26 protein-coding genes are annotated in these 22,760 nt (G+C 44.7%); 13 read left to right on the top strand and 13 right to left on the bottom strand.

Annotation, left to right across the window (positions count from 1 at the left end; genetic code table 11):
• Positions 1-53: 53 nt before the first annotated feature.
• Both A0256_08750 and A0256_08745 read left to right on the top strand, forming a co-directional pair.
• Positions 54-473 (top strand): nucleoside-diphosphate kinase, encoded by a 420-nt coding sequence (locus A0256_08750; GenBank protein ID AMR31509.1) that lies wholly within the window; start codon positions 54-56, stop codon positions 471-473.
• A 126-nt stretch (positions 474-599) separates the two neighbouring features.
• Positions 600-797, top strand: a complete 198-nt coding sequence (locus A0256_08745; GenBank protein AMR31508.1) for a hypothetical protein — start codon at positions 600-602, stop codon at positions 795-797.
• Here A0256_08745 and A0256_08740 read toward each other — a convergent pair whose 3' ends face one another.
• Complete coding sequence (locus tag A0256_08740; GenBank protein ID AMR31507.1) at positions 798-1,088, bottom strand: RNA-binding protein; 291 nt, start codon at positions 1,086-1,088, stop codon at positions 798-800. It abuts the gene before it with no gap.
• Complete coding sequence (locus A0256_08735) at positions 1,081-2,181, bottom strand: DNA recombination protein RecF (protein AMR31506.1); 1,101 nt, start codon at positions 2,179-2,181, stop codon at positions 1,081-1,083. Before A0256_08735 ends, A0256_08740 begins: the two co-directional genes overlap by 8 nt.
• A gap of 47 nt (positions 2,182-2,228) precedes the next feature.
• Here A0256_08735 and A0256_08730 point away from each other — a divergent pair, with 47 nt between their 5' ends.
• The 7 genes from A0256_08730 (at position 2,229) to A0256_08700 (ending at position 7,015) form a co-directional block, all read left to right on the top strand.
• Positions 2,229-2,426 (top strand): hypothetical protein, encoded by a 198-nt coding sequence (locus A0256_08730; protein ID AMR31505.1) that lies wholly within the window; start codon positions 2,229-2,231, stop codon positions 2,424-2,426.
• Positions 2,427-2,610: 184 nt separating this feature from the next.
• Positions 2,611-3,288, top strand: a complete 678-nt coding sequence (locus tag A0256_08725; protein ID AMR31504.1) for a hypothetical protein — start codon at positions 2,611-2,613, stop codon at positions 3,286-3,288.
• A gap of 134 nt (positions 3,289-3,422) precedes the next feature.
• Positions 3,423-3,920 carry a 6,7-dimethyl-8-ribityllumazine synthase gene (locus A0256_08720; GenBank protein AMR31503.1) on the top strand — a complete coding sequence of 166 codons (498 nt, stop codon included), beginning with the start codon at positions 3,423-3,425 and terminating at the stop codon, positions 3,918-3,920.
• 232 nt (positions 3,921-4,152) lie between these two features.
• Positions 4,153-4,482 (top strand): bacillithiol system protein YtxJ, encoded by a 330-nt coding sequence (locus tag A0256_08715; protein AMR31502.1) that lies wholly within the window; start codon positions 4,153-4,155, stop codon positions 4,480-4,482.
• A 219-nt stretch (positions 4,483-4,701) separates the two neighbouring features.
• On the top strand, positions 4,702-5,580 hold the full coding sequence (locus A0256_08710; protein ID AMR31501.1) for a lipoyl synthase: 879 nt from the start codon (positions 4,702-4,704) through the stop codon (positions 5,578-5,580).
• A gap of 24 nt (positions 5,581-5,604) precedes the next feature.
• Positions 5,605-6,156 (top strand): RNA polymerase subunit sigma-70, encoded by a 552-nt coding sequence (locus tag A0256_08705; protein ID AMR31500.1) that lies wholly within the window; start codon positions 5,605-5,607, stop codon positions 6,154-6,156.
• 1 nt (position 6,157) lies between these two features.
• On the top strand, positions 6,158-7,015 hold the full coding sequence (locus tag A0256_08700) for a hypothetical protein (protein AMR31499.1): 858 nt from the start codon (positions 6,158-6,160) through the stop codon (positions 7,013-7,015).
• A 210-nt stretch (positions 7,016-7,225) separates the two neighbouring features.
• Here A0256_08700 and A0256_08695 read toward each other — a convergent pair whose 3' ends face one another.
• The 3 genes from A0256_08695 to A0256_08685 form a co-directional block, all read right to left on the bottom strand.
• Positions 7,226-8,725 (bottom strand): bifunctional ADP-dependent (S)-NAD(P)H-hydrate dehydratase/NAD(P)H-hydrate epimerase, encoded by a 1,500-nt coding sequence (locus A0256_08695; GenBank protein ID AMR31498.1) that lies wholly within the window; start codon positions 8,723-8,725, stop codon positions 7,226-7,228.
• 109 nt (positions 8,726-8,834) lie between these two features.
• Positions 8,835-9,644 (bottom strand): hypothetical protein, encoded by an 810-nt coding sequence (locus A0256_08690; protein AMR31497.1) that lies wholly within the window; start codon positions 9,642-9,644, stop codon positions 8,835-8,837.
• Positions 9,645-9,753: 109 nt separating this feature from the next.
• Positions 9,754-12,600, bottom strand: coding sequence for an ABC-ATPase UvrA (locus A0256_08685; GenBank protein ID AMR31496.1), 2,847 nt, complete (start codon positions 12,598-12,600; stop codon positions 9,754-9,756).
• Between the two features lie 421 nt (positions 12,601-13,021).
• Here A0256_08685 and A0256_08680 point away from each other — a divergent pair, with 421 nt between their 5' ends.
• The gene (locus A0256_08680; protein AMR31495.1) at positions 13,022-13,432 is read left to right on the top strand and encodes a hypothetical protein; all 411 of its coding nucleotides are present in this window, start codon (positions 13,022-13,024) and stop codon (positions 13,430-13,432) included.
• 79 nt (positions 13,433-13,511) lie between these two features.
• Entirely contained in the window at positions 13,512-13,991 is a 480-nt protein-coding gene (locus A0256_08675) for a hypothetical protein (protein ID AMR31494.1), read from the top strand.
• Here the strand turns inward: A0256_08675 and A0256_08670 are convergent.
• The 5 genes from A0256_08670 to A0256_08650 form a co-directional block, all read right to left on the bottom strand.
• Positions 13,971-14,474: a hypothetical protein gene (locus tag A0256_08670; protein ID AMR31493.1), complete on the bottom strand. Its 504-nt coding sequence runs from the start codon at positions 14,472-14,474 to the stop codon at positions 13,971-13,973. The two genes, A0256_08675 and A0256_08670, sit on opposite strands and share 21 nt — an antisense overlap.
• 161 nt (positions 14,475-14,635) lie before the next feature.
• Positions 14,636-15,061: a hypothetical protein gene (locus A0256_08665; protein ID AMR31492.1), complete on the bottom strand. Its 426-nt coding sequence runs from the start codon at positions 15,059-15,061 to the stop codon at positions 14,636-14,638.
• Positions 15,062-15,085: 24 nt separating this feature from the next.
• Positions 15,086-15,502 carry a peptide-binding protein gene (locus A0256_08660; GenBank protein AMR31491.1) on the bottom strand — a complete coding sequence of 139 codons (417 nt, stop codon included), beginning with the start codon at positions 15,500-15,502 and terminating at the stop codon, positions 15,086-15,088.
• A 3-nt stretch (positions 15,503-15,505) separates the two neighbouring features.
• Positions 15,506-15,850, bottom strand: a complete 345-nt coding sequence (locus A0256_08655) for a hypothetical protein (GenBank protein ID AMR31490.1) — start codon at positions 15,848-15,850, stop codon at positions 15,506-15,508.
• A 179-nt stretch (positions 15,851-16,029) separates the two neighbouring features.
• Entirely contained in the window at positions 16,030-16,815 is a 786-nt protein-coding gene (locus tag A0256_08650; protein AMR34482.1) for a murein transglycosylase, read from the bottom strand.
• 248 nt (positions 16,816-17,063) lie between these two features.
• Here A0256_08650 and A0256_08645 point away from each other — a divergent pair, with 248 nt between their 5' ends.
• Positions 17,064-18,530 (top strand): hypothetical protein, encoded by a 1,467-nt coding sequence (locus tag A0256_08645; protein ID AMR31489.1) that lies wholly within the window; start codon positions 17,064-17,066, stop codon positions 18,528-18,530.
• A 309-nt stretch (positions 18,531-18,839) separates the two neighbouring features.
• Entirely contained in the window at positions 18,840-19,973 is a 1,134-nt protein-coding gene (locus A0256_08640) for a 3-carboxymuconate cyclase (protein ID AMR31488.1), read from the top strand.
• Positions 19,974-20,105: 132 nt separating this feature from the next.
• On the opposite strand, the gene A0256_08635 is transcribed toward A0256_08640, so the two are convergent.
• From A0256_08635 to A0256_08625, 3 genes are all read right to left on the bottom strand, one after another.
• Positions 20,106-20,612 (bottom strand): hypothetical protein, encoded by a 507-nt coding sequence (locus A0256_08635; GenBank protein AMR31487.1) that lies wholly within the window; start codon positions 20,610-20,612, stop codon positions 20,106-20,108.
• A gap of 168 nt (positions 20,613-20,780) precedes the next feature.
• Positions 20,781-21,935 carry an N-acetyl-alpha-D-glucosaminyl L-malate synthase BshA gene (locus A0256_08630; protein AMR31486.1) on the bottom strand — a complete coding sequence of 385 codons (1,155 nt, stop codon included), beginning with the start codon at positions 21,933-21,935 and terminating at the stop codon, positions 20,781-20,783.
• A 354-nt stretch (positions 21,936-22,289) separates the two neighbouring features.
• Complete coding sequence (locus tag A0256_08625) at positions 22,290-22,700, bottom strand: hypothetical protein (protein AMR31485.1); 411 nt, start codon at positions 22,698-22,700, stop codon at positions 22,290-22,292.
• Positions 22,701-22,760 lie beyond the last annotated feature (60 nt).

Below are 22,760 nucleotides of genomic sequence, written 5' to 3'. Positions count from 1 at the left end.
AAGCCTATTTTTGCGCCGATTTTATTGATCTAACTAAACGATTAAACCATAAGATGAAAAACAACAGAACATTTACAATGATAAAGCCCGATGGTGTTGCCAACGGCCACATCGGCGCTATTTTAGACCAGATAACTAAAGCCGGTTTCAAAATCGTAGCGCTTAAATACACAAAATTAAGCCCTGAAAAAGCCGGCGAGTTTTACGCAGTACACAGCGAGCGCGGTTTTTATGCTGATTTAGTAGCTTTTATGTCTTCCGGTCCTATCGTTGCCGCTATATTGGAAAAGGACAACGCCATTGCTGATTACCGTACGCTTATAGGCGCTACCGATCCCACCAAGGCTGATAAAGGTACCATCCGCAACCTTTTTGCAAAATCAATTGATGCCAATGCTGTGCATGGTTCAGATTCTGACGAGAACGCTGAAATAGAAGGAAGTTTCTTCTTTTCGGCTTTTGAGAAATTTTAAGTAGTTAAACTGGTTGTAACTACCTAGTTACAACCAGTTTATTTTCGCATCTACTTGCTTTTTACAATATTAGTATCTAGCTTTACGTTGTTATCCCAGTTTAACAACCGTTAATATTCTAAGGAAATGAAGTCACTGCTTAAGTATGCAATTTATTCCATAATCATCGTGACGATCCTGATCATTTCCCTTGATATTTTCAGATATCATCCTGAAGCACAATTTGCCTTTATTTTCCCGGGTATTTTCCTGCTGATATTTTCCGGTATTATGGATGATGCACTGCGCGGCATCTCTTCACGTGTGAAGTTGGGCAGAAAATAATTACAAAAACACGATATCTTCTATCAGTATTGATTTAGCATCGTCGTTTATCTTTTGGATGATCTGACTGCGCATCATTACCAATTCATTTTTAATTACTGACGATTCTATCCGCAGAAACAACTTTTTATCCCTGATAAATAGCTCTTTCGTTCGGTTAGCCACAGATTTGCCCACCAATTCAGGCCATAAATTTACAATAGCGGTTTCATCATAACGGCGCCTGATCTTGTAAACATTCAGCATCTGCTCAATGGCTTCCTTCAACGATTTGTCGTTTGTTTTACGCATCTATACCTCCTCCTGCTACTTTAAATAGTTTAACATCGACGTTAATCGCCTCAAAAACCTGCTGTACCCGGCCAACACTCGTATCGGTGATAAATACCTGCCCAAAATCATTGTTACTCACCATTTGCATCAGCTTGGTAACGCGGCCTTCATCCAGCTTATCAAAAATGTCATCTAATAACAGCAGCGGCTTAAAGCCTTTCTTCTGGGTTAAGAAAGTATATTGAGCGAGTTTTAGCGCGATCAGAAAGGATTTTTGCTGCCCCTGTGAACCAAATTTCTTCATTGGCATGCTGTGGATAGTAAACTGCAGATCATCCTTGTGAATACCGGAGGTTGTTCGCTCCAGAATCCTGTCCCTCTCGATATTCTTCTTTAATAAAGCATCAAGGCTGCCGTTGAGCAATTGCGATTCATAGATCAGATCAACCTGCTCCGCGTCCCCGCTTATAAAACTATAATGTTCGTTAAATATGGGTGTAAAAGTCTCCATAAATGCCCGGCGCTTGTCGAAAATGCGGGAACCGGAAACGCTGAGTTGCTCGTCCAGCACGGCCAGCAGATCAGGGTCGTATCGGCCGGTATCTGCAATTTGTTTGAGCATAGCATTGCGGTTAGCCAAAAACTTGTTGTAAGCGATCAATTCATCCAGGTACTGATGATCTGTTTGCGAGATAACGTTATCGATAAACTTACGGCGCTCTTCACTCCCCTCTATAATAATGCTGATATCGTAGGGCGATACCATTACCAGCGGCAGTAGCCCAATATGATCGGCAAGGCGCTGGTAATCTTTCTTGTTTCGCTTAAATTGCTTTTTTTGATTCCGCTTTAATCCGCAGGCAACAACTTCTTTCTGGTTGTTTTTTTGAAAAACGCCATTGATCATGAAGAAGTCGGCGCCTTGTTTTATCTGCTGACTATCTATGGGGTTAAAATAACTTTTACAAAGTGAAAGGTAATGCACGGCATCCAACAGGTTGGTTTTGCCGGCACCGTTGTTACCAACAAAAGCGTTTACACCCGGACTAAGGGTAAGCTCGGCCTCGGTATAGTTCTTAAAATTTAAAAAGGAAAGATGCTGCAAGTACATGGGATGGCAAATTTACAGATTAGTTTGCGATTTAACCGATTTAAGATGTGATTGCACAGATATTGAAAGAAGCATCCCATTGCCTGAATGAAACCAAGAAGCTCGCCAAAAATGTTGGCTTAGGTTTGAACGGAACCCTCCGGATAACAGGCCGCTACCGTCAGCGGCCTAAAATAAATAGTTGCAGTAAAAAGTACGGGGCCTTAGGCGACCACTTAATTTTTAAAGATGTGCAAAACTTCTAATTACACCCCACAAAAGTTAAATGAGCAAAGCGAACTCTGTGAATTTTCTGCTTCTTCTCCGCTCCTGCCGGCAGTAAATATAACATGTCTTAAACCATCCTTCACCTATGCATTATCAGCCAAAATATTTATTTGCTAAAAGTTTTGAAAACCGTATTTTTGCAAACTTAATTTTTAAATACAAATGTCAGCAACGCAGGTAAATACCAAAACTACAACCGAAGATAAAGTGGTAGTAAAGAGTGGTAGTTTTGTTCAGGAAAATCAGAAAAGCTTATTATTTATAGCTGCTGCTATAGTTTTAATGGTGATCATATATATTGCTTATCTTAAATTGTACCTGGGCCCGCGCGAAGTTACTGCTGCAAACCAAATGCACGTTGCGCAAGATTACTGGGCGAAAAAGGATTGGGATAAAGCCATCAAAGGCGCCGACAGCTACCCTGGTTTCGAAAAGATCATCAGTGATTACAGCAATACTAAAACCGCCAATCTTGCTTATTTTTATTTAGGTGTTGCTTATTTAAACAAAGGCGAATATCGCAAAGCGATAGAGAACTTTGACAGCTACCGCGGTGACGATATCATGGTTGCTGCAGAAGCACTTGGTGGTGCTGCTGATGCATATGTAGAGTTAAAAGACTTTGATAAAGCTGAAACCTACTTTAAGAAAGCGATCGATAAAGCTAACAACCAGTTTCTTTCTCCGGTGTATCTGAAAAAATTAGGCTTGGTTTACGAAGCTAAAAATGACAACAAATCGGCTACCGACACTTACAAGAAGATCAAATCTGATTATCCAACAAGCCAGGAAGCACAAAATATAGACGAGTACATAGCCCGCAGCGAAACCAAATCGTAACCGGTTTAAAATATTCTGAGGGTTGAAAGGGTTGTAAAAGTCGAAGGGCGTTGCTTCCTTTTCAACCCTTTGTTTTTTACCGTCTTTTAGCAACCTTTGCACCCATAACCATTCCAACATTTACATTAATCAATATGTCTTCCGCATTAAAAAACCTTTCTGATTTTTCAACAGCTTCCGAAATTCCATCGGCAGAGGGATTTACTTTTGGCATTGTGGTTGCCGAATGGAATGCCGAAATCACCAACGCTTTATACCAGGGTGCCTACAACAGCCTGCTTCAATATGGCGCAAATGCCGCTGATATTCACAGTTACCCGGTACCTGGAAGTTTTGAACTAACCAGCGGTGCTGAGCTGCTATTACAAACGGGTAAGTTTGATGCCGTAATTTGCCTGGGTTGTGTTATACAGGGTGAAACCCGGCACTTCGATTTTATTTGCAACGCAGTGGCAAATGGCGTAAGTAATGTTGCCATAAAATATTCAAAACCTGTTATATTTGGGGTACTTACAACCGATAATCAACAGCAGGCTATTGACAGGGCAGGCGGTAAACACGGAAATAAAGGTGAGGAGGCTGCTGTCACTGCCATAAAAATGGCTAAATTGGCTGAAACATTAAAAAGCTAGAGACGTATAAATCGTATATTTATTAAAGATGAAAAAAATAGTTTACATCATTGTTATCGCATTGGCCATCAGCAGCATATCAGCTTGCTCGAGCAAATTATGCCCTGCTTACGGCTCTTATCCTAACAGGGGCAGGTAACGGAGATTGTCATTTTTCGCATCTGACCCGAAACTTTAAGCAGTTTTACATTGTATTTACTTTTAAAAGGGTTTATACTTTTAATTTTGTTTTATGGAATGGATATCGCTTAATTCGGCTGATCAGCTGAATAATATAAAACAACAACAAGGTTACAGCTTAATTTTTAAGCATAGCACCCGCTGTTCTATCAGTATGATGGCCAAAAGGCGCTTTGAGCTGGATTGGGAAAATCTACCGGCAGATATGCCTTTATACTTTTTAGACCTGCTAAAAAACCGTGACCTTTCTGCCAAGATAGCCCAAGATTTCCATGTGCATCATGAATCGCCACAGTTATTGTTGATAAAAGATGGTGAATGCGTGTTGGATCAGTCACACGGAGGAATTTCTGTAGACGAGACAATCAGCGTTCTGAATTAGCAGGAAGTCCGGAAGACGGAAAGTCGGTAAGTCCGTAAGAAAAATATTTAAAGCCCCTGAACTTAGCTCAGGGGCTTTTACATGCGCACAGATTTCGTCTTACCGACTTCTGGACTTTCCGACTTACGGACTTTCCGACTTACCAACTTTCTCCGTCAAACTTCTGTAACCATTTCTTGCCTTACTACATTTAAAACATTTTTAACTAATTTTGTAGATATGATCGAACTGCCTGTAGTACCGGCGAATCAGCCGCAACGTAAGCCCGATTGGCTCAGAGTTAAGCTTCCTATCGGGAAGGAATATGCTCATGTGCGTGGCGTGGTTGATAACCATAAGCTACATACCATCTGCGAAAGCGGTAATTGCCCGAATATGGGCGAGTGCTGGGGAGCCGGTACGGCAACATTTATGATATTGGGTAACATATGCACGCGCTCGTGCTCTTTCTGTGCAGTTGCAACGGGCAGGCCCCTGGCTGTTGATACCGATGAGCCTAACCGCGTAGCTAACTCGGTAAAACTGATGCAGGTAAAACATTGTGTTATTACTTCTGTCGATCGCGACGACTTAAAGGACGGAGGATCTACTATCTGGGCTGAAACGATCAATGCCATCCGCCGCGAGAGCCCGGATACTACCCTTGAAACTTTGTTGCCCGATTTCCGCGGCATATGGGATAACCTGGAGCGTGTGCTGGCAACCCGCCCTGAAGTGGTGTCGCACAACCTGGAGACCGTTCGCCGTTTAACCAAAGAGGTGCGTATACAGGCAAAGTATGACAGGAGTTTAGATGCCCTGCGCCGTGTATCTGAAACAGGTTTGCGGACCAAATCTGGCATTATGCTTGGCCTGGGTGAAACAGAGGCAGATGTATTGGAAGCAATGGACGATCTACTGGATGCAGGCGTACATATTTTAACGCTAGGCCAGTATTTGCAGCCTACCCGTAATCACCATCCGGTTATTGATTGGGTACATCCGGACCAGTTTGCTGCTTATAAAGAATGGGGATTGAAAAAAGGATTTAGATATGTGGAGAGCGGGCCGTTGGTACGATCTTCTTATCACGCTGAAAAGCATTTGTTTGAAATGTAATTAATCCTTTCTATCTTCACAACGTTGAGCAAAAAAAGAAAAATATCACTCTCTGAGGAAGAATTGGTACTTGCCCTTCGTAACCGCGAAAAGATTGCGGTGGAGGCATTGTACGATATGTATTCCGCATCGTTGTTCGGTGTTATCTCCCGCATCATAACAGATACCCCTGTTGCCGAAGATGTTTTGCAGGAAACTTTTGTGAAAATCTGGAATTCTTTTTCGGGATACAGCAGCGAAAAAGGCCGCTTGTTTACCTGGATGGTTAATATCGCCCGCAACCTGGCCATTGATAAGGTACGTTCTAAAGATTTTAAAAATCAAAGCAAAAACCACGAGCTTGAAAATAACGTAACTTTCATAGACGAACAAAGAAATACGGTTTACAAGCCTGAGTTGCTTGGAATCAGGGAATTAGTATCTACACTGAAACCCGAACAGAAGTCGATCCTCGACCTGGTGTATTTTAAAGGTTATACCCATGTTGAAGCTGCCGAGGAACTTGGCGTGCCCCTGGGAACCATTAAGACCCGGTTAAGAATGGCAATTCAACAGCTCAGAAAACATTTTAATTAAAGTGAAAGACAACAAGGAGTATATTGAATCGGGAATATTGGAACTTTACGTTCTGGGCGATATCAGCCCCGACGAAAAGTTGCAAGTGGAGGCAATGGCTGCTGAGCATAGCGAGATTAGAGCGGAGATAGACGAAATAGAAAGATCGATGGAATTTTATGCTGAAGCACACGCAATTGAGCCTGCCGAAGCATTACGCAGCAAAGTGCTAAACAGCCTGGTAATCAACTTGGGCGATGACAGAACGTTCAGCAAAGCACGAAACCAACAAGACGAAACTTTTGAAGATGACGAGATGCAGGATGATAAAGTAGTAGCAATGCCTGCCAGACAAACCAACTTTTTTAAATACGCTTTTGCGGCTTGTTTAACGCTGTTACTGATCAGTATTTACGGCTTGGTAAATTTGTACACCCGCCTGCAGGATTCTGATAGCCAGTTAACTGCTATGCTGCTGGATAAGCAAAAAATAGCCAACCAGGTAAACATGCGCGACCAGGAACTTGACCTGTACCGAGACCCGGTTTTTAAAGTATTACGCTTAAAAGGTACAGCTAAAACCCCAACAGCTGCTATGACGATTGCCTGGAATACAACCAGCAGAAAAGTATTAGTAGATATGAACAGCCTAAAGTTGCCCGAAACGGATAGACAACATCAATACCAGCTTTGGGCATTGGTTGGTGGAAAGCCGGTTGACTTGGGTGTTTTTGACGGCAAAAATGCGATAGACACATCTAGCGTAAAGGAGATGAAAACCATTGCAAGTGCTGATGCCTTCGCGGTAACTATAGAACCGACCGGAGGAAGTACAAACCCTACTATTACCGAAATGGTAGTATCAGGCGCTGCTAACTAACTGAAGAGAAAATATTTATCTAGTCCTGGGTAGCCAAACTACCCGGGACTTTTTTGTGCGCAAAAAAAACTAAAAATAAATTGCACTGTTATCGTAACTATTATATGTCTCACACGTCATATAGATACTAATTTGAAGTATTTAGTTCTTTATAAGATCAGTTAATAGTTAATGAAAAAAAACGGATGTTTGATACTTACATCCGTTTTTTTATGCCTTTAATTTTGCCATGGTTACCGGTAGTTGCTGTATAATATTGCCAGGCAAAGTAACATTTAAGCGGTTGGGCAAAGCAAGCTCATCTCCTGCTTTCCCATGGATGTACACTGCTAAGATACAGGCTTCCTGCGGCGAATATTTTTGTGCTAATAACGATGCAATAATACCAGTCAGCACATCACCCATCCCTCCCGTGGCCATAGCTGCGTTACTTGTTGAATTGAAATAAAGGTTACCTTCCGGGGTGGCTGTTATGGTGTAATCGTTTTTTAAAATAATAAAAATACCCAACTCAATCGCTTTGGCTTTTGCGGTTTGCAACCGCTGCCACCAGCCGGTATGCTCCCCAAACATCCGGTCAAACTCTTTCATATGCGGGGTAAGGATGCTACCCGCAGGTAATTTTTTCAGTAGTGCCGGATTTTCTCCTAAAATATTCAGGGCATCGGCATCAATAATAAGCGGCTTTTTATAGTTTTTGATAAGCGCCTTTAGCAGTTTCATGGCAGCGGCATCTTTCCCTAAACCCGGCCCAATGGCAATGGCGCTGAACTTATCCCATTCAATTTCCGGCACTTCACCTTTTTTCCTGGTGATGGCCATCAGTTCCGGCAAATAACTGTTTAAAGCTACTAATCCGGTTTGCGGGATACAGGCAGTTGTTAGCCCCGCACCGGCGTGTGCACAGGCCGATGCCGACAGCAGGGCCGCTCCCATGGTTTCATCTTTCCCTGCAATGATCAAGGCATGCCCGTAAGTACCTTTGTTACTAAAGCGATGGCGGGGCTTAAGCATTTGCCGGGCATCCGCTTCCTCTACAAATAAATAAGGGGTATCAACGGAGTTAATGAATTCTTCGCTTAATCCAATCTTCACCACCTCACAGCAATTGATAACAGGCCCTGATTCCGGCAGCAGAAAATTGATCTTCGGCTGTTGAAACGTAATCGTCAGATCCGACTTCAAAACCACCGCATCTTTCGGGATCTCACCATCGGTAAAAAATCCGGTAGGCACATCTACTGCAACAACGGTTTTATTAAGGGAGTTAAGATACTCCACCAGCTTTTTATAATCGACGGCTAAGGGCTTGTTGAGCCCATTTCCAAGCAGCGCATCGATCAGGATATCACTTTTTTCTTCGGGTAGGTCTTCACCCTTATTGATGTCCGTTTGATCTATGCTGCCGAGCAATTGCAGGTTAGCCTTAAAATCATCACTTGCCGTATCGCTGAAACGGGCTACTTTAACATTGATGAGATGATAACCATGATCTTTCAGCAAGCGGGCGATAGCTAGTCCGTCACCCCCGTTATTGCCGGTACCGCAGTATACCGAAATGCTTTTATCCTTATCCTGAAAATGGTTAATAAACCACCCCACAAAAGCTTTGGAGGCACGCTCCATCAGATCCAACGAGGAGATGGATTCATGGGCGATGGTAAAGGCGTCCGCTTCGCGAATTTGGGAAGCGATAAGTAATGGTTGCATATAGCCTAAAGGTAGGATTTTAGGAAATTGTTTGGCGAAGAAAGGAGTATTATACTAAGGACTGTTCTACTCAATAATTCTTATCGCATTGCACCTGCAAGAAGTTTTGCTATTCCTCCAGTTGTTTCCCCTCAATTACGTCCAGCGTAATTTGCAATGACCTTTCAACTAAACCAGCCATAAACTCGTAAAAAAGATCCGGCTCCCCGCCGTAGCTTTGGATATCCGTTAGATATTGGTAATAGGTATTGCGCTCGTTCTCTTGTATATAAAATGGAGGATAACCGTATGAAATTAGTATCAGGTTAGATAAAATTCTTCCGGTACGCCCGTTACCATCATAAAAGGGGTGGATATTAACATAGTCAAGATGAAATTTCAGGGCCAGTTCAACAGGATGAATGGCATCTTTTAGCTTTCGCTCAGTCTTTTCCTTTTCAGCATTACACCAATTAACCAACTGATGTATTCGCGCTGCAACTTCTGCATGAGGTACAAAGTCGTACCGTTCACCGTGGGCGTTATAAAGATAGTTATCGACTGTTTTCCATTGGCCTATGTACTCCCGCTTTTTGGGATCGTCTTCATACATTATACCTTTATGAATTTCGCGGATGCGGCTTTCAGATACATTTAGCTCGCCTTTCCCCATACGCATAATGGTGCTGATCACATCATCATGGTTTTTAATCTCCAGGATATCTTTTAGCGGTTTATCGTTAACGCTGATTACCCCTACCATTACCGTACGCGTTTCACGTTTAGTAAGACTATTACCCTCCATACTATTAGAAGTGTAATTCCATTCCAACCGCAATTTGTAGTTAATTTTGTTCAGCAAAGCCACAGGGATAACTCCATGCGTCGCAATGGAACCGTTTAAGCGATCTATCTCCTGTAATTTATCGGCAAGGCTCATATCAAAGCAATATCGGGTTTTTTCTAAACCATGCAAACTATTCAGCATATCTGTCCGTCCGTCCGCCAGCAACTCCGCTATGGAAAATTAGCGGACAAACTCAGCCGCTTTACTTTATCCCCATTTCCTTTTTCAAAAACTGGCCGGTAAAGCTGTCTTTTACCTTACACAAACCTTCTGGTGTGCCACTATACAGGATCTTACCTCCGCCCGATCCACCTTCCGGACCAAGATCAATCACATGATCAACTACCTTTATCACATCCAAATTGTGCTCTATCACCAGCACGGTGTTGCCCTTATCAACCAATTGGTACAATACACCCAGCAACACGTTGATATCCTCAAAATGCAAGCCGGTAGTAGGTTCATCCAGTATATAAAAGGTATTACCCGTATCCTTTTTAGACAGCTCGGTAGCCAGCTTAACCCGTTGCGCTTCACCGCCCGATAGGGTTGTAGACGATTGCCCCAGGGTGATATAACCCAAACCAACATCAAACAAGGTTTTTACCTTACGGTAAATAGCCGGGATATGCTCAAAAAATGGCGTAGCATCCTCTATACTCATATCCAGCACATCGCTGATGGATTTACCACGGTAACGTACTTCCAACGTTTCGCGGTTGTACCGCCTACCGCCGCATTCTTCGCAGGGCACCTGCACATCCGGCAAAAAGTTCATTTCTATTACCTTCTGGCCTGCTCCCTGGCAGGTTTCGCAACGGCCACCTTTTACGTTGAAAGAAAAACGACCGGGTTTATACCCCCTGATCCTTGATTCGGGCAGGGCCACAAACAGGTTCCGGATATCCGAGAACACACCCGTGTAGGTAGCCGGGTTGCTCCGCGGCGTACGGCCGATAGGTGTCTGGTCTATCTCAATAACCTTATCTATATTCTCCAGTCCCTCAATTTTATCATAAGGGAGCGGGTGCTTTTTGGCACGGAAAAAATGGTGGTTCAATATTGGGTACAAGGTCTCGGTGATCAGGCTGGATTTACCACTGCCAGATACCCCGGTAACACCTATCAGTTTCCCTAACGGAAAATCTACCGAAACCTTCCTCAGGTTGTGGCCGGTAGCTTTTTTAAGGCTCAGCGTTTTACCGTTGCCTTCGCGGCGTTTCTTAGGGATCTCTATCCCGCGCTCGCCGTTAATGTAAGATGTGGTTAGCGTATGGCAGGCCATCAGCTCGGCTGGCGTGCCCTGGGCCACAATTTCGCCGCCGTGTACACCTGCTGCCGGGCCCATATCTATTACATGGTCGGCTTCCAGTATCATATCCTTATCGTGCTCCACCACCAACACGGTATTGCCCAAATCGCGCAGGTTTTTAAGCGCGTTAATCAGGCGTTCGTTATCCCGCTGATGCAGTCCTATGCTCGGCTCATCCAGGATATACATCACGTTCATCAGCTGCGAACCTATCTGCGTAGCTAAACGGATGCGCTGCGCCTCACCGCCGGATAAGGTCTTCGCCGTACGATCCAGCGTTAAATAGCTCAGCCCCACATCCAGCAAAAAGCCAATACGCGCACGGATCTCTTTCAAAATCTCCTTCGCTATTACATTCTGGCGATCGGTTAACCGGTCTTCCAGCCCCTCGTACCACTTGCTTAGCGTGGTAATATCCATGGTAGCCAGTTCAAAGATGTTTTTGGCATCTACCTTAAAGTGCAGCGACTCCTTCTTCAGCCTTGCGCCATCGCAAACCGGGCAGGTACGCAGTACACGATAATTCTCCATATCGTCCATCCCCTCGTCGTTGCGGCGCTCCTGCTGTTCTTCCAGCATCCGGATGATCCCATCGAACGTGATCTGGTAGTTCTGTACATTCCACTTGTTGTATTCCACGGCAACGCTGATCGTATCGGGCGTACCGTTCAGTATAATATCCAGCTGTTCGCGGGTAAGTTTCTCTATCGGGGTAGTCAGCGAGAACTCGTATTTCTTGGCCAGCGATTTCAGCACCTGGAAGATCCACGTTTCGCGGTACTCCCCTATCGGCGCCAAACCGCCATTATTAATGCTCAGCTTCGGGTTAGGGATCACCGATGCTTCATCCACCTCGAAGATATAACCCAAACCGTTACACTTTTCGCAGGCGCCATACGGCGAGTTGAAAGAGAAGGTATTTGGCTGCGGTTCATCGTAAGAGATGCCCGAAACCGGGTCCATCAAATACTTGCTGAAATAGGCTACGTTATTGTCCTTATCTGCTATACGGATAATGCCTTTGGCAATCTTCAGGGCCGACTGCACCGAGGTGTACAAACGCTTGCTATCAGCTTCGCTTACCACCAGGCGGTCAACAATAATATCAATATCATGAATCTTGTAACGGTCTACCTGCATTTTAGGTTCCACATCGGCAATAGCGCCATCAATGTAAACCTTCAGGTAGCCCTGCTTACGAATCTGCTCAAAAAGTTCTCGGTAGTGGCCTTTACGGGCTTTTACAACAGGGGCCATAATATTCACCGGCTGCCCGTCAAACTTTTCCATAATGGTACGCAGGATCTGGTCCTCGCTCATGCGCTCCATTTTTTCGCCGGTGGTGTAGCTGTAAGCATCACCTGCACGGGCAAAAAGTAAGCGCATAAAATCGTAGATCTCGGTAATGGTACCTACCGTACTGCGCGGGTTTTTGCTGGTAGTTTTTTGCTCAATGGCAATCACCGGGCTAAGGCCACTCACCTTATCTACATCCGGCCGCTCCATACCGCCCATAAACTGGCGCGAGTAAGCCGAAAACGTTTCCATATAACGGCGCTGCCCCTCGGCATAAATGGTATCAAAGGCCAACGACGATTTCCCGCTGCCACTTAAACCGGTTATAACAACCAGTTTATTACGCGGAAAAGTAACATCAATATTTTTTAAATTATGTACCCGGGCACCATACACTTCAACTTCACTTTGCTCGCCAAGGTCTATTGTTTTTTCGCTCATATATGCTGTAGAAAACAGGTTAAGCACGGCATGGTTTCACCCAGTCGCGTAAATACTAAAAAAGTTCGCAAATATAGGTAAAAACAGCGGTGTTTTAAAGAGTTAGCCACAGGCAGCAACTACCGTTTAATGTAAAATTTCGGTACCGGGCCGGGTGGTGTCCGCATTTTGAAAAGCAGTTGCAGTAGCCCTTAGGTGCCCGTAGCCCCGCTATCTGCTGCAAGCCCTCCTTCGTCGGGGCTTTCCGCGCCTATCGGGTTTAGGTAAGTGCTGTCCGTCCGTTTTTGGAAGCGGGGTTTTGCGGACAGGCATGGGCATCCCGTATGGCATCATTAACTTGTCATCCTGAGGAACGAAGGATCTATTAACAAACTTTGCAAGCCGACAGGCATGGCGTTCAACAGATCCTTCGTTCCTCAGGATGACAATGGTGGAGCAAACTTTGCCCTCGTTTACCGTCCTGAAGGTTGTTGGTGAAAACACCAACAACGGCGAATCAGAACTTGTCATCCTGAGGAACGAAGGATCTATTAACAAACTTTGCAAGCCAACGGGCATGGCGTTCAACAGATCCTTCGTTCCTCAGGATGACAATGGTGGATGTTGCAAGCCGAGAGGCATGGCGTTCAACAGATCCTTCCTTCCTCAGGATGACAATTATGGATATTGCAAGCCGATGTGCATGGCGTTTAACGTATCCTTCGTTCCTCAGGATGACAATGATGGATATTGCAAGCCAACGGGCATGGCGTTCAACAGAGCCTTCGTTCCTCAGGATGACAATGGGCGAGCTAACTTTGCCCTCGTTTACCGTCCTGAAGGTTGTTGGTGAAAACACCAACAACGGCGAATCAGAACTTGTCATCCTGAGGAACGAAGGATCTATTAACAAACTTTGCAAGCCGATGTGCATGGCGTTCAACAGATCCTTCGTTCCTCAGGATGACAATGGTGGATATTGCAAGCAACGGGCATGGCGTTCAACAGATCCATCGTTCCTCAGGATGACAATGGTGGAGCAAACTTTGCCCTCGTTCACCGTCCTGAAGGTTGTTGGTGAAAACACCAACAACGGCGAATCAGTACTTGCCATCCTGAGGAACGAAGGATCTATTAACAAACTTTGCAAGCCGATGTGCATGGCGTTCAACGTAACCTTGGTTCCTCAGGATGACAATGGTGGATGTTGCAAGCCGACAGGCATGGCGTTCAACAGATCCTTCGTCCTCAGGATGACAATGATGGATATTGCAAGCCCACAGGCATGGCGTTCAACGTATCCTTTGTTCCTCAGGGCGACAATGGTGTATAAGGCTTCGTTGTTGGCGATAACGAGTTTGATATTAAAAGCCATTTTGCCTTTGCGGGCGTTATGCGGTGAGCATTCTTAGTTTATAGATCACCGATGGCAGGTAGTAATCTCCATGCATTCCCCAGATGGATTTAAGATCCTGGATGGAGGTGTTCTCCAGATCGAGGATCAGCGAATCTACCGAGCTATCCATCTCGGGCGAGTTGCTTTGGTTGAAAACTGATTTGCCCTGGAAAAATTTCATGGTGGCCGAGATGAATTTCAAAGCTTCGGCATAATTATCAAAATTAGCAGCAAACAGCAGGGTTAAGCTGATATGCAGCGGGGCGTTGCCCACAATGGGCGAGGTGTTATTGATTTTGTAAACCGGCTCGTTTTTCAGTAAGGCATCCTGTTTGATGTTGATGAGGGTTAAAACTACTTTGTTTTGAATGCCGGGGGCAGGCTGCCCACCCGGAGCAAGCATAGGGGAAGCAACGGCCAGGTCATCATGAACGGTGTATAGGTTTTTAAGGTGCTGGTTTAATTGGTTGGTGAGGAACTGTATGGTTTTATCGATCATTCGTGCGGTTTATTTAGGGGAAGGTATGAAATAAAACCGCCGCACCTAAAACCCATCCTATCTTTTTGTAATCTTAAAAAGGCACCAGGGTTTGGCAACCAATTTTAGGTGCATTAAAAAAGGCCCTTGGCGGGCCTTTTTAACGGGTAATGGATATATCCTTATTTAAACAAGCCGCCAACAAGGCCGCCCAAACCGCCGCTAACCGAATTCTGGATGCTATCTGGCGTGATGCTATGATCGTTTGGGTCATTAGCCTTATGGGCAAATTGTTGCAGCAGGCCGGGTAGTGCCGCCGCTATTGCACCGGTAACAGCAGGCGATAAGCCAAATTTGGCGCCCAGGCTACCTACCAGGCCTCCTTGTATAGCATTGGTTACCGGGCTGCCGGAACTTACTGCACTACTAAGCGAACCTAACAGGCCGCCGATACCGCCCTGCTCCTGCGCCTGGGTTTTTATGCCGCTATCAATTTGTGATGCAATTTCATTGTGCACCTCATTTTCCTGCCCTGCCGGGATAGCCGATGCTACCTCACTATTACCGCCTATATGGTCTTTAACCATCTTTAAAATTTCATCAAACATGTTATTGCTTTTTATAGGTAAATATTATTGCTGACTTAAATACTGGCTGTATGCATAGCCTTCTTCACCGGCATCGGTGCGTACTAATGACCACAGCTCGTTTGCGCGGCTCACCACGGTAATTACCTCGTTATGTGCGGCTTTGCCAACAACCGGCTGATCGGTACCGGGGCCTTTACGTATATTGAGGTTAGATGATTCGGTAGTAACTTTGGCTTTTGTACCTGCCGCAGCAGAAGCATCAATATTAAGTACCAAATCGCCCGCCCGGTAATCGGGATCTATTTTGTTGTAAACGTCCCAAAGGGAATCTTTCAGTTCGCCGCTCGCAGCGCTACCGTCTATGTATAAAACATTATCCTGCTCGCGAACCTGTAAATTGCTTACGCCTCCAGCTTTTGCTGCGCTGATTAGTTCAGCATATTTTTCTTGTAATGCCATGGCTTATTTGGTAATAGTTAGGTTATTATTTACTTTTTTGGGATGCAGTGCGTTTAAAGACATCATCAGTTTTTGCAATCTATCGCGGGTAATGTTGCCGGTGAGCGTAATCTCGCCGTCATTAACATCCGCAGTTACACCAGGAAAATCTTTGATGGCATCTTTCGTATTTTTAGTCAATTCATCATCAGCAGCTATGGTTACCGGGGCGGCAGTTTTAGCTGCAGTATCGGTAATTACAGAATCTGTAGTTGTAACCTCTTTGGGCTTAATTTTACAGGCCGGGAACTGGGTGGCGCTAAGTAGCAATGCGCAAAATACGATGGGTTTCAATAAGTACTTTTTCATTTTTAGTAGTTTGGTGTGGTGTTACAACTACTTTTATTCTAATTATGTTTGTTATAAAATCTTCAAATGAAATTTTATTTCATTTGAATTAACAATCAAGATTTGAAATATAAAAAAAAGCCGCTCCGCCAAACAGGCGAAACGGCTTTAAATGTGCTCCGTAATTTTTTAAAGAATTACTAATTGTAGGCCACTAAAAGCGGCGATGGTTTTTGCTGATAACTGAAGAAGTTATGGTAACCATATTTTTCAGGCTTGTTGATGATCTCCTTCATAGCAACAAGCTTGTAAACGTAGCTGCCGGTTTCGCGGTTGAGCACCATGCGGAAATAGTTATCCTCATTTTGCTTGTTGATTGCGCGCTCCAGCTTAATGCTGCCGTTGTTGTAGGCTGCTGCGGCCAAAGTCCAGCTATTGAACTCGGCGTACAGTTCTTTAATGTACTTGCAGGCGGCAATGGTTGATTTACGCACGTTTAAGCGTTCATCTGTTGCGCCTCTTACCCTCAAACCATAAGTACGGGCGGTACCCGGCATAAACTGCCAGATGCCTCTTGCGCCTTTTGGAGAAGTACCTTCGCGCAGGCCGCTCTCTACCAGGGGAACAAACTTAAAGTCTTCGGGGATACCGTAAGCTCTCAGGATGGGTTCGATGATAGGGAAAAGCCTGTCGGCCTTGGCATGTAAAACATTCGACTGAATGTTGCGAAACCTGTTTTTTGTAATCGATTTTTTAAGTTTAAAATCTACCCTTTTATCGTGCAAAGGTAATGCCTCGTTGGCAAAATTATAGTTCTCCTTAGCCGCTGCAACAGGCTTGGTAAATACCAAAAGTGAAGGGATAGAACTGCTGTCTGCAGGGACGATTGTTTTAGTAAATACAGGGTTTGTACTGAAAATGTTTAGTCTGGAAATGATAACCAGCACCACGATTACGGAGCACGTAATTAAGTGTTTTTTTAGCATTTCAATTTTACTCATTAATTAAACATTTGGATTAATGTGGCGCAAAGGTACGCTATACGAATCACATTATCAAATACTTAGTACGGGGTTAGTGTACTGACCGCTATCACGACCAGTCTAAAATCGGTGTTTAAAGTGGTTTAAACGCAGTTTTTGGCCCTTGTTAAAAAGTTGATTTTTTTGATAAATAGTGGGCAAATTATCGTACTTTTGACCCTCACGCTGCGAAAGCGCAAACACAAAAAATTATGGTATTTAAACGACCACAGGGCAGTCGCGACGACAGGCCAAACAGATCATCAGGCGGCTCAAAAAGCGGCGAAGGTGCATCAAAAAGATCATCATCCGCATCAGCAGGCAAGCCCTACGGCAGCCGCGGAGCCGAGAGTAAAAACCACTACTCTACCGATAAGAGATCATCAACAAACGAAAAACCTTACAGCGACCGTGCAGCATCTGACGGTGAAAAACCACGCAGGGGTACCAGTGGTGGCTCATCTTTTGCCGGTGGCGATAAAAAAGCATTTGCGCCAAAAGGCAGGCCTTATAGCGGCCGCCCCACCGATGGTGACAGCGACAGGCCGAAACGCAGCTTCGGCGGCGAATCATCTTTCGGTGATAAAAAATCATTTACGCCTAAAGACCGCCCTTATAGCGGCCGCCCAACCGGCGACAGTGAAGACCGCCCAAAACGCGGTTTAGGACCATCATCCTTCCCAAACAAAAAAACTTTTACTAAAGATAAGCCCTACGGCAGCCGCACAACCGGCACCGGCACCGACGGCGAAAAGCCGAAGCGCGCCTTTGGCGATACCAGCGGCGAGCGTAAACCTTACAACCGAACGCCTAAAACGGCTACCGGTAAAAAAGATTTTGCCAACACCACCTCAGGCTTTAAAAAGCGCGATGAAGAAGCCCGCCCGCAAAGCGAAGGCCCTACCCGCACCATGCGCAGCCGCAAAAACCCGGCAGCACCGAAAGCCAAAGACGACGGGCTGATGCGCCTGAACCGTTACATTGCCAATGCCGGTATTTGCAGCCGCCGCAAGGCAGATGAGCTAATTGCCGCAGGTGTGGTATCGGTAAATGGTGAGGTGATTAATGAACTGGGCCATAAGATTGACCCGATGAAGGACCTGGTACGCTACAACGGCGAGGCCCTTAAACGGGAGAAAATGGTTTACGTATTACTGAACAAACCGAAAGATTATATTACCACAACAGACGATCCGCAGGAACGCCGCACGGTAATGCACCTGGTAGAAAAAGCAAGCCGCGAACGTATATACCCTGTTGGCCGCCTAGACCGTAACACAACCGGGCTCTTACTCATGACTAATGACGGCGACCTTGCCGATAAGCTTTCGCACCCGCGTAACAGCGTAACCAAGCTTTATAATGTTGAGCTGAACAAAGCCCTAACCCAGGGTGACCTTAACAAAATAGCTTTTGGTTTGGAACTGGAAGACGGACTTATCAAGCCAGACAGCATTTCATACGTAACCGGCGGTACCAAGAAAGAAGTAGGTATCCAGATTCACAGCGGTAAAAATCGTATTGTGCGCAGGATCTTCGAAAGCCTTGGCTATGACGTAGTAAAACTGGACAGGTCGATTTATGCTAATCTTACTAAAAAAGATCTTCCGCGCGGCCGCTGGAGATTCCTCGACGAAAAGGAAGTGATCCAATTAAAGCATTTGATCAAGTTAACGTAATACCCAATAAAAACATTGAAGAGGCTCCATTATTTGGGGCCTTTTTTGTTTAATACAGTTGAAGATACGTTGGCGAATGCATGTTAAATTATTGCCCCACAAAGTATATCGATTTATAAAATGAAACAGCCCGGCTGAGCAAAATTAAACCTCATATATGCCTTGCGGTTCTCTGTAGTGTTGCGCCGTGTTAACATCGGGTAACTTTAACCTGCTTGCTCTTATAATGTAGCGTTAAACTATTACATCCTAAGTCCGTCTATTTTTTGCTGTTTTTATTAACTTGCGCTCCTAATCAATCTTTAATAAATGAAAAACATCTGGTTAATTGCTGCGTTACTTTTGCCCATGGCAACACTTGCGCAAAAACAAAAACCACTCCCCAAAACTTACGACCTGGTGGTAGGCACCTACACCAGCGGAAGCAGCAAAGGTATCTCCGTATACCGGTTTTATGCCGAAAGCGGTCGATTAGCATACCTTAGCCAGGCAGATAATGTAAGCAACCCCTCTTATCTTTGTGTATCCAGCGATAATAAGCATGTGTATGCCGTTAACGAAGGTTCGGAGGGTGCGGTGAGCGCTTTTTCGTTCGAGCCGAAGACGGGCCTGTTAAATTTTATTAATAAACAACCCACACTGGGTGCCGATCCATGTTACGTTTCCGTAGATAAGGCTAACAAAAACCTTTTTGTAGCTAATTACTCCGGTGGTAATATTTCGGTATTGCCTTTGAACGAGGACGGCTCGATAGCCCCCAGCGTGCAGACTATGCGCGACCCGGGACATGGCCCCAATGCCGAACGCCAGGAAAAGGCACATGTACACACCGCTGTGTTAACTCCTGATGAAAAGTACGTATTGTATACCGATCTTGGTAACGATAAAATAAATATTACGCGTTACAAGCCAGGCAAATCAAACCCGCTTACTCCGGCAAGTCCCGCCTTTGTAAACGTGGCCCCCGGTGCAGGCCCGCGCCATATAGATTTCTCCATAGATAAAAAAACGCTTTACCTCATTACCGAAATGGGCAGTAGTGTTATCGCCTTCGACTATGATAATGGCAAGCTAAAACAGAAGCAGACGGTTACCCTATTGCCTGATGGCTTCACCGGCACCACCGGCGCTGCAGATATTCACATATCGCCAGATGGCAGATTTTTATATGCTTCCAACCGTGGTGATGCTAACGATATCTCTGTATTCTCGGTTAACTCGGAAAATGGTATGCTGACATTTATAGACCGTAAAACCACCAATGGCAAGGGCCCGCGCAATTTTGTTATTGACCCAACCGGTAGTTTCCTGTTAGTAGCTAACCAGCGCAGTGATATTGTTTACGTTTATCGGCTGGATAAAAATACCGGCAAAATGATGAATGTGGTATCAAAAATAGATATCGGCAACCCGGTTTGCCTTAAGTTCACCCCTGCGATGTAAAGCCCTCAGAGCTTATAGAGATCAGTAAAAATTAAAAAATCTAATAGAAACAGCGAAGCCCGTTCTTTAAGAAACGGGCTTCGCTGTTTTATAGGCTTTGCTACTAATGTGGCATAACAAGCGATGGCTCTCTTAATTGGCTTTAACAAATGTATAAACCACATAGCCTGTTCCGCTGCCTACTGCTACCGGCGACGTCAGAGTCATTCCTGAACTGCTTACATTGCCTACGTTTAAGCGGTAACCTTCCTGTACATTTTTGGCTTTGTCGCCTTCATACAATTTCTTAAACTGTAACTGTGTACCTGTGGTGCCACCATTGAACGTTGACCAGAAAATAGTTTGTGATGTACCGTTACTTAAGGTGTAAATGCCGTTACCGCTGTTGGTAAACTTCCACGTGCTGCCAATAAAAGCACTTGGGGCTGCCTGGTCGAATACGTTTTGCACAGCGTTAGCCACCAGCCCGTCATAACTAACGTTGGTCAGTGTCCAGGTGCCTACAAATTTACCGCGAGATACGCTGCTTGCCGAAGTTTCGGCAGTTGCTGATGTACCAGTGTTTTTTGTGCTTGAGCAGGAAGCTACTGTAAGGGCTAGGGCCAAAATAGCTACGGACGTTTGGAATATTTTTTTCATGATTTGTATTAAATGTATTATTTCTTGTAGCATTATAACACAAATCCTGCCAAAAGGTTACTTATTGTTATTGTTATTAGTACCTATAAAGCTACTATACAGAATGTATTAAATAATCCGGAAATCAATCGAGCAATCAGCTGAAAAAAATAGCAATAACAACCAAAACTACAAGCCTTGAGCTTGTTCTTCGGCCTTACTTTGTTCAATAATCTCTTTATAGTAATTTTCGTATTCGGGAAGAATATTGGCCAGCTCGAATTCTTTTGCGCGTTTAAGGGCAGCATCTTTGAATTGATCCAGGCGCTCGTCATCTTCCAGGATATAAATGGCACGATCAGCCATGGCATCTACGTCGCCTACGTTACGCAGAAAGCCGGTAACGCCCTCTACATTTAATTCAGGCAAACCGCCTGCATTAGTGCTGATCACGGGGACCTTACACGCCATTGCCTCCAACGCAGCTAAACCAAAACTTTCCGACTGTGAGGGCATCAGGAATAAATCGGCTACAGAGAGGATTTCTTCTATTGCATCCTGCTTACCCAAAAAGCGTACATGCTCGGCTATTCCCAAATCGCGGCTCAGTTTTTCGCACGTAGACCGCTCCGGGCCATCACCAACCATTAGCAATTTTGCAGGGATCTTTTTAATTACCTCTGCAAAGATCTTTACCACATCATCCGTACGCTTCACCTTTCGGAAGTTGGATGTATGCACTAATACCTTTTCACCGTTTGGTGCAATTGCTTTTTTGAAGTGATCTTTAGCCTTCAGGCTGAAACGGGTAAGGTCGATAAAATTAGGAATCACTTTGATATCCTTTTCTATCTTAAAATACTTGTAGGTATCTTCCCGCAGATGCGCCGAAACAGCGGTTACCCCGTCGGATTTATTGATAGAGAACGTTACTACTGGTTTGTAGGTCCTGTCCTGCCCTACCAGCGTAATATCTGTACCATGCAGGGTGGTAATTACCGGGATAGTAATTCCGTAGGTCAGCAGGATCTGCTTAGCCATAAAAGCGGCCGAAGCGTGCGGAATAGCATAATGCACGTGCAATACGTCCAGTTTTTCAAACCGCACTACATCTACCAGCCTGCTCGCCAGCGCCAGCTCATAAGGCGGAAAATCAAACAAGGGGTAATTAGATACTGATACCTCGTGGTAAAAAAGGTTTTCTGAGAACAGATCTAACCTGGCGGGTTGGTTATAGGTAACGAAATGAACCTGGTGACCCCTATCGGCGAGGGCCTTACCTAACTCTGTAGCTACAACCCCGCTACCGCCAAATGTGGGGTAACATACAATTCCAATTTTCATTTTATGCTGATACGATTTAAGCTGTTACAGCCATTACCCGGCCAAAGAAATGGGCCACATGGGGCAGGTTATAAAGCATACAAGTTTAACAGCATTTTATGGTAAATGTGTTAGCCTTTTGTAAAAGTTTGGAAGAGGGGAAATCCGAAAGAGGGGGAAGACGGAAAGTCCGAAAGTCGGGAAGACGGGAAGTCCGAAGTACGAAATACGGAAAGTCCGGAAGACAGGAAGACCCAAAGTTAGAAAGACTGAAAATCGGAAAATCCGGATGTCGGGAGTGACAAAGAATATTGCAGATGAAAATGTAACTAGGAGTGTACTACTTAACTATTGGACAAATGAACGAGTAAACAGTTAAGCTATGCCTGCTACCCAATTTACAATGGAAGCATCAACAATACGATTGATCGTATTCAGAGCCGTTTTGCTTTTGGATACTTTCTCTATATCTTCCTGATAGAAAAAGTGGTTCACGCCCAGCACTTTCAGGAGGCCATCTACCTGTGTATGCTCTTTGGTTTTGTAGCAGCAAATTTTTATATTTCGGTAGAAGCTATTTGATTGCAGGCGGCGCAACACCTTTTCAAAATCCGCGCCCATATGTGCATAATCAAATAATATCACATCTGGTTTGGCTTTATAAATTGACGGAAAAATATCACCTTGAGCAGTAACCTGCCTAAAGGAATGGTAACCGGCGAGCAGTTCCTGTGGGAACGCTTTGGGAGCTACCAAAAGCACATTTTTAGAACGCGTACGAATCATGTTCAAACCAATTGGGGACCCAAATATAAAATGTGCGTTTTACATTATCAAACATATTTA

It is taken from the genome of Mucilaginibacter sp. PAMC 26640, assembly GCA_001596135.1.
In the GTDB taxonomy this organism is placed as follows: Bacteria; Bacteroidota; Bacteroidia; order Sphingobacteriales; family Sphingobacteriaceae; genus Mucilaginibacter.
The sequence above is the reverse complement of the archived record's forward strand: the minus strand, read 5'-3'. Positions and strand labels throughout refer to the sequence as shown.

Excerpts from the sequence above, each read along its gene's own strand:
- A0256_08640 (AMR31488.1), top strand. The coding sequence starts at position 18,840 with ATGAAAAACATCTGGTTAATTGCTGCGTTACTTTTGCCCATGGCAACA.
- A0256_08685 (AMR31496.1), bottom strand. The coding sequence starts at position 12,600 with ATGAGCGAAAAAACAATAGACCTTGGCGAGCAAAGTGAAGTTGAAGTG.
- A0256_08710 (AMR31501.1), top strand. The coding sequence starts at position 4,702 with ATGATCGAACTGCCTGTAGTACCGGCGAATCAGCCGCAACGTAAGCCC.
- A0256_08725 (AMR31504.1), top strand. The coding sequence starts at position 2,611 with ATGTCAGCAACGCAGGTAAATACCAAAACTACAACCGAAGATAAAGTG.
- A0256_08680 (AMR31495.1), top strand. The coding sequence starts at position 13,022 with ATGACAATGGTGGAGCAAACTTTGCCCTCGTTTACCGTCCTGAAGGTT.
- A0256_08625 (AMR31485.1), bottom strand. The coding sequence starts at position 22,700 with ATGATTCGTACGCGTTCTAAAAATGTGCTTTTGGTAGCTCCCAAAGCG.
- A0256_08745 (AMR31508.1), top strand. The coding sequence starts at position 600 with ATGAAGTCACTGCTTAAGTATGCAATTTATTCCATAATCATCGTGACG.
- A0256_08740 (AMR31507.1), bottom strand. The coding sequence starts at position 1,088 with ATGCGTAAAACAAACGACAAATCGTTGAAGGAAGCCATTGAGCAGATG.
- A0256_08670 (AMR31493.1), bottom strand. The coding sequence starts at position 14,474 with ATGATCGATAAAACCATACAGTTCCTCACCAACCAATTAAACCAGCAC.
- A0256_08690 (AMR31497.1), bottom strand. The coding sequence starts at position 9,644 with ATGAGCCTTGCCGATAAATTACAGGAGATAGATCGCTTAAACGGTTCC.
- A0256_08655 (AMR31490.1), bottom strand. The coding sequence starts at position 15,850 with ATGAAAAAGTACTTATTGAAACCCATCGTATTTTGCGCATTGCTACTT.
- A0256_08750 (AMR31509.1), top strand. The coding sequence starts at position 54 with ATGAAAAACAACAGAACATTTACAATGATAAAGCCCGATGGTGTTGCC.
- A0256_08715 (AMR31502.1), top strand. The coding sequence starts at position 4,153 with ATGGAATGGATATCGCTTAATTCGGCTGATCAGCTGAATAATATAAAA.
- A0256_08695 (AMR31498.1), bottom strand. The coding sequence starts at position 8,725 with ATGCAACCATTACTTATCGCTTCCCAAATTCGCGAAGCGGACGCCTTT.
- A0256_08660 (AMR31491.1), bottom strand. The coding sequence starts at position 15,502 with ATGGCATTACAAGAAAAATATGCTGAACTAATCAGCGCAGCAAAAGCT.
- A0256_08735 (AMR31506.1), bottom strand. The coding sequence starts at position 2,181 with ATGTACTTGCAGCATCTTTCCTTTTTAAATTTTAAGAACTATACCGAG.
- A0256_08645 (AMR31489.1), top strand. The coding sequence starts at position 17,064 with ATGGTATTTAAACGACCACAGGGCAGTCGCGACGACAGGCCAAACAGA.
- A0256_08720 (AMR31503.1), top strand. The coding sequence starts at position 3,423 with ATGTCTTCCGCATTAAAAAACCTTTCTGATTTTTCAACAGCTTCCGAA.
- A0256_08650 (AMR34482.1), bottom strand. The coding sequence starts at position 16,815 with ATGCTAAAAAAACACTTAATTACGTGCTCCGTAATCGTGGTGCTGGTT.
- A0256_08630 (AMR31486.1), bottom strand. The coding sequence starts at position 21,935 with ATGAAAATTGGAATTGTATGTTACCCCACATTTGGCGGTAGCGGGGTT.
- A0256_08665 (AMR31492.1), bottom strand. The coding sequence starts at position 15,061 with ATGTTTGATGAAATTTTAAAGATGGTTAAAGACCATATAGGCGGTAAT.
- A0256_08635 (AMR31487.1), bottom strand. The coding sequence starts at position 20,612 with ATGAAAAAAATATTCCAAACGTCCGTAGCTATTTTGGCCCTAGCCCTT.
- A0256_08675 (AMR31494.1), top strand. The coding sequence starts at position 13,512 with ATGGCGTTCAACAGATCCTTCGTTCCTCAGGATGACAATGGTGGATAT.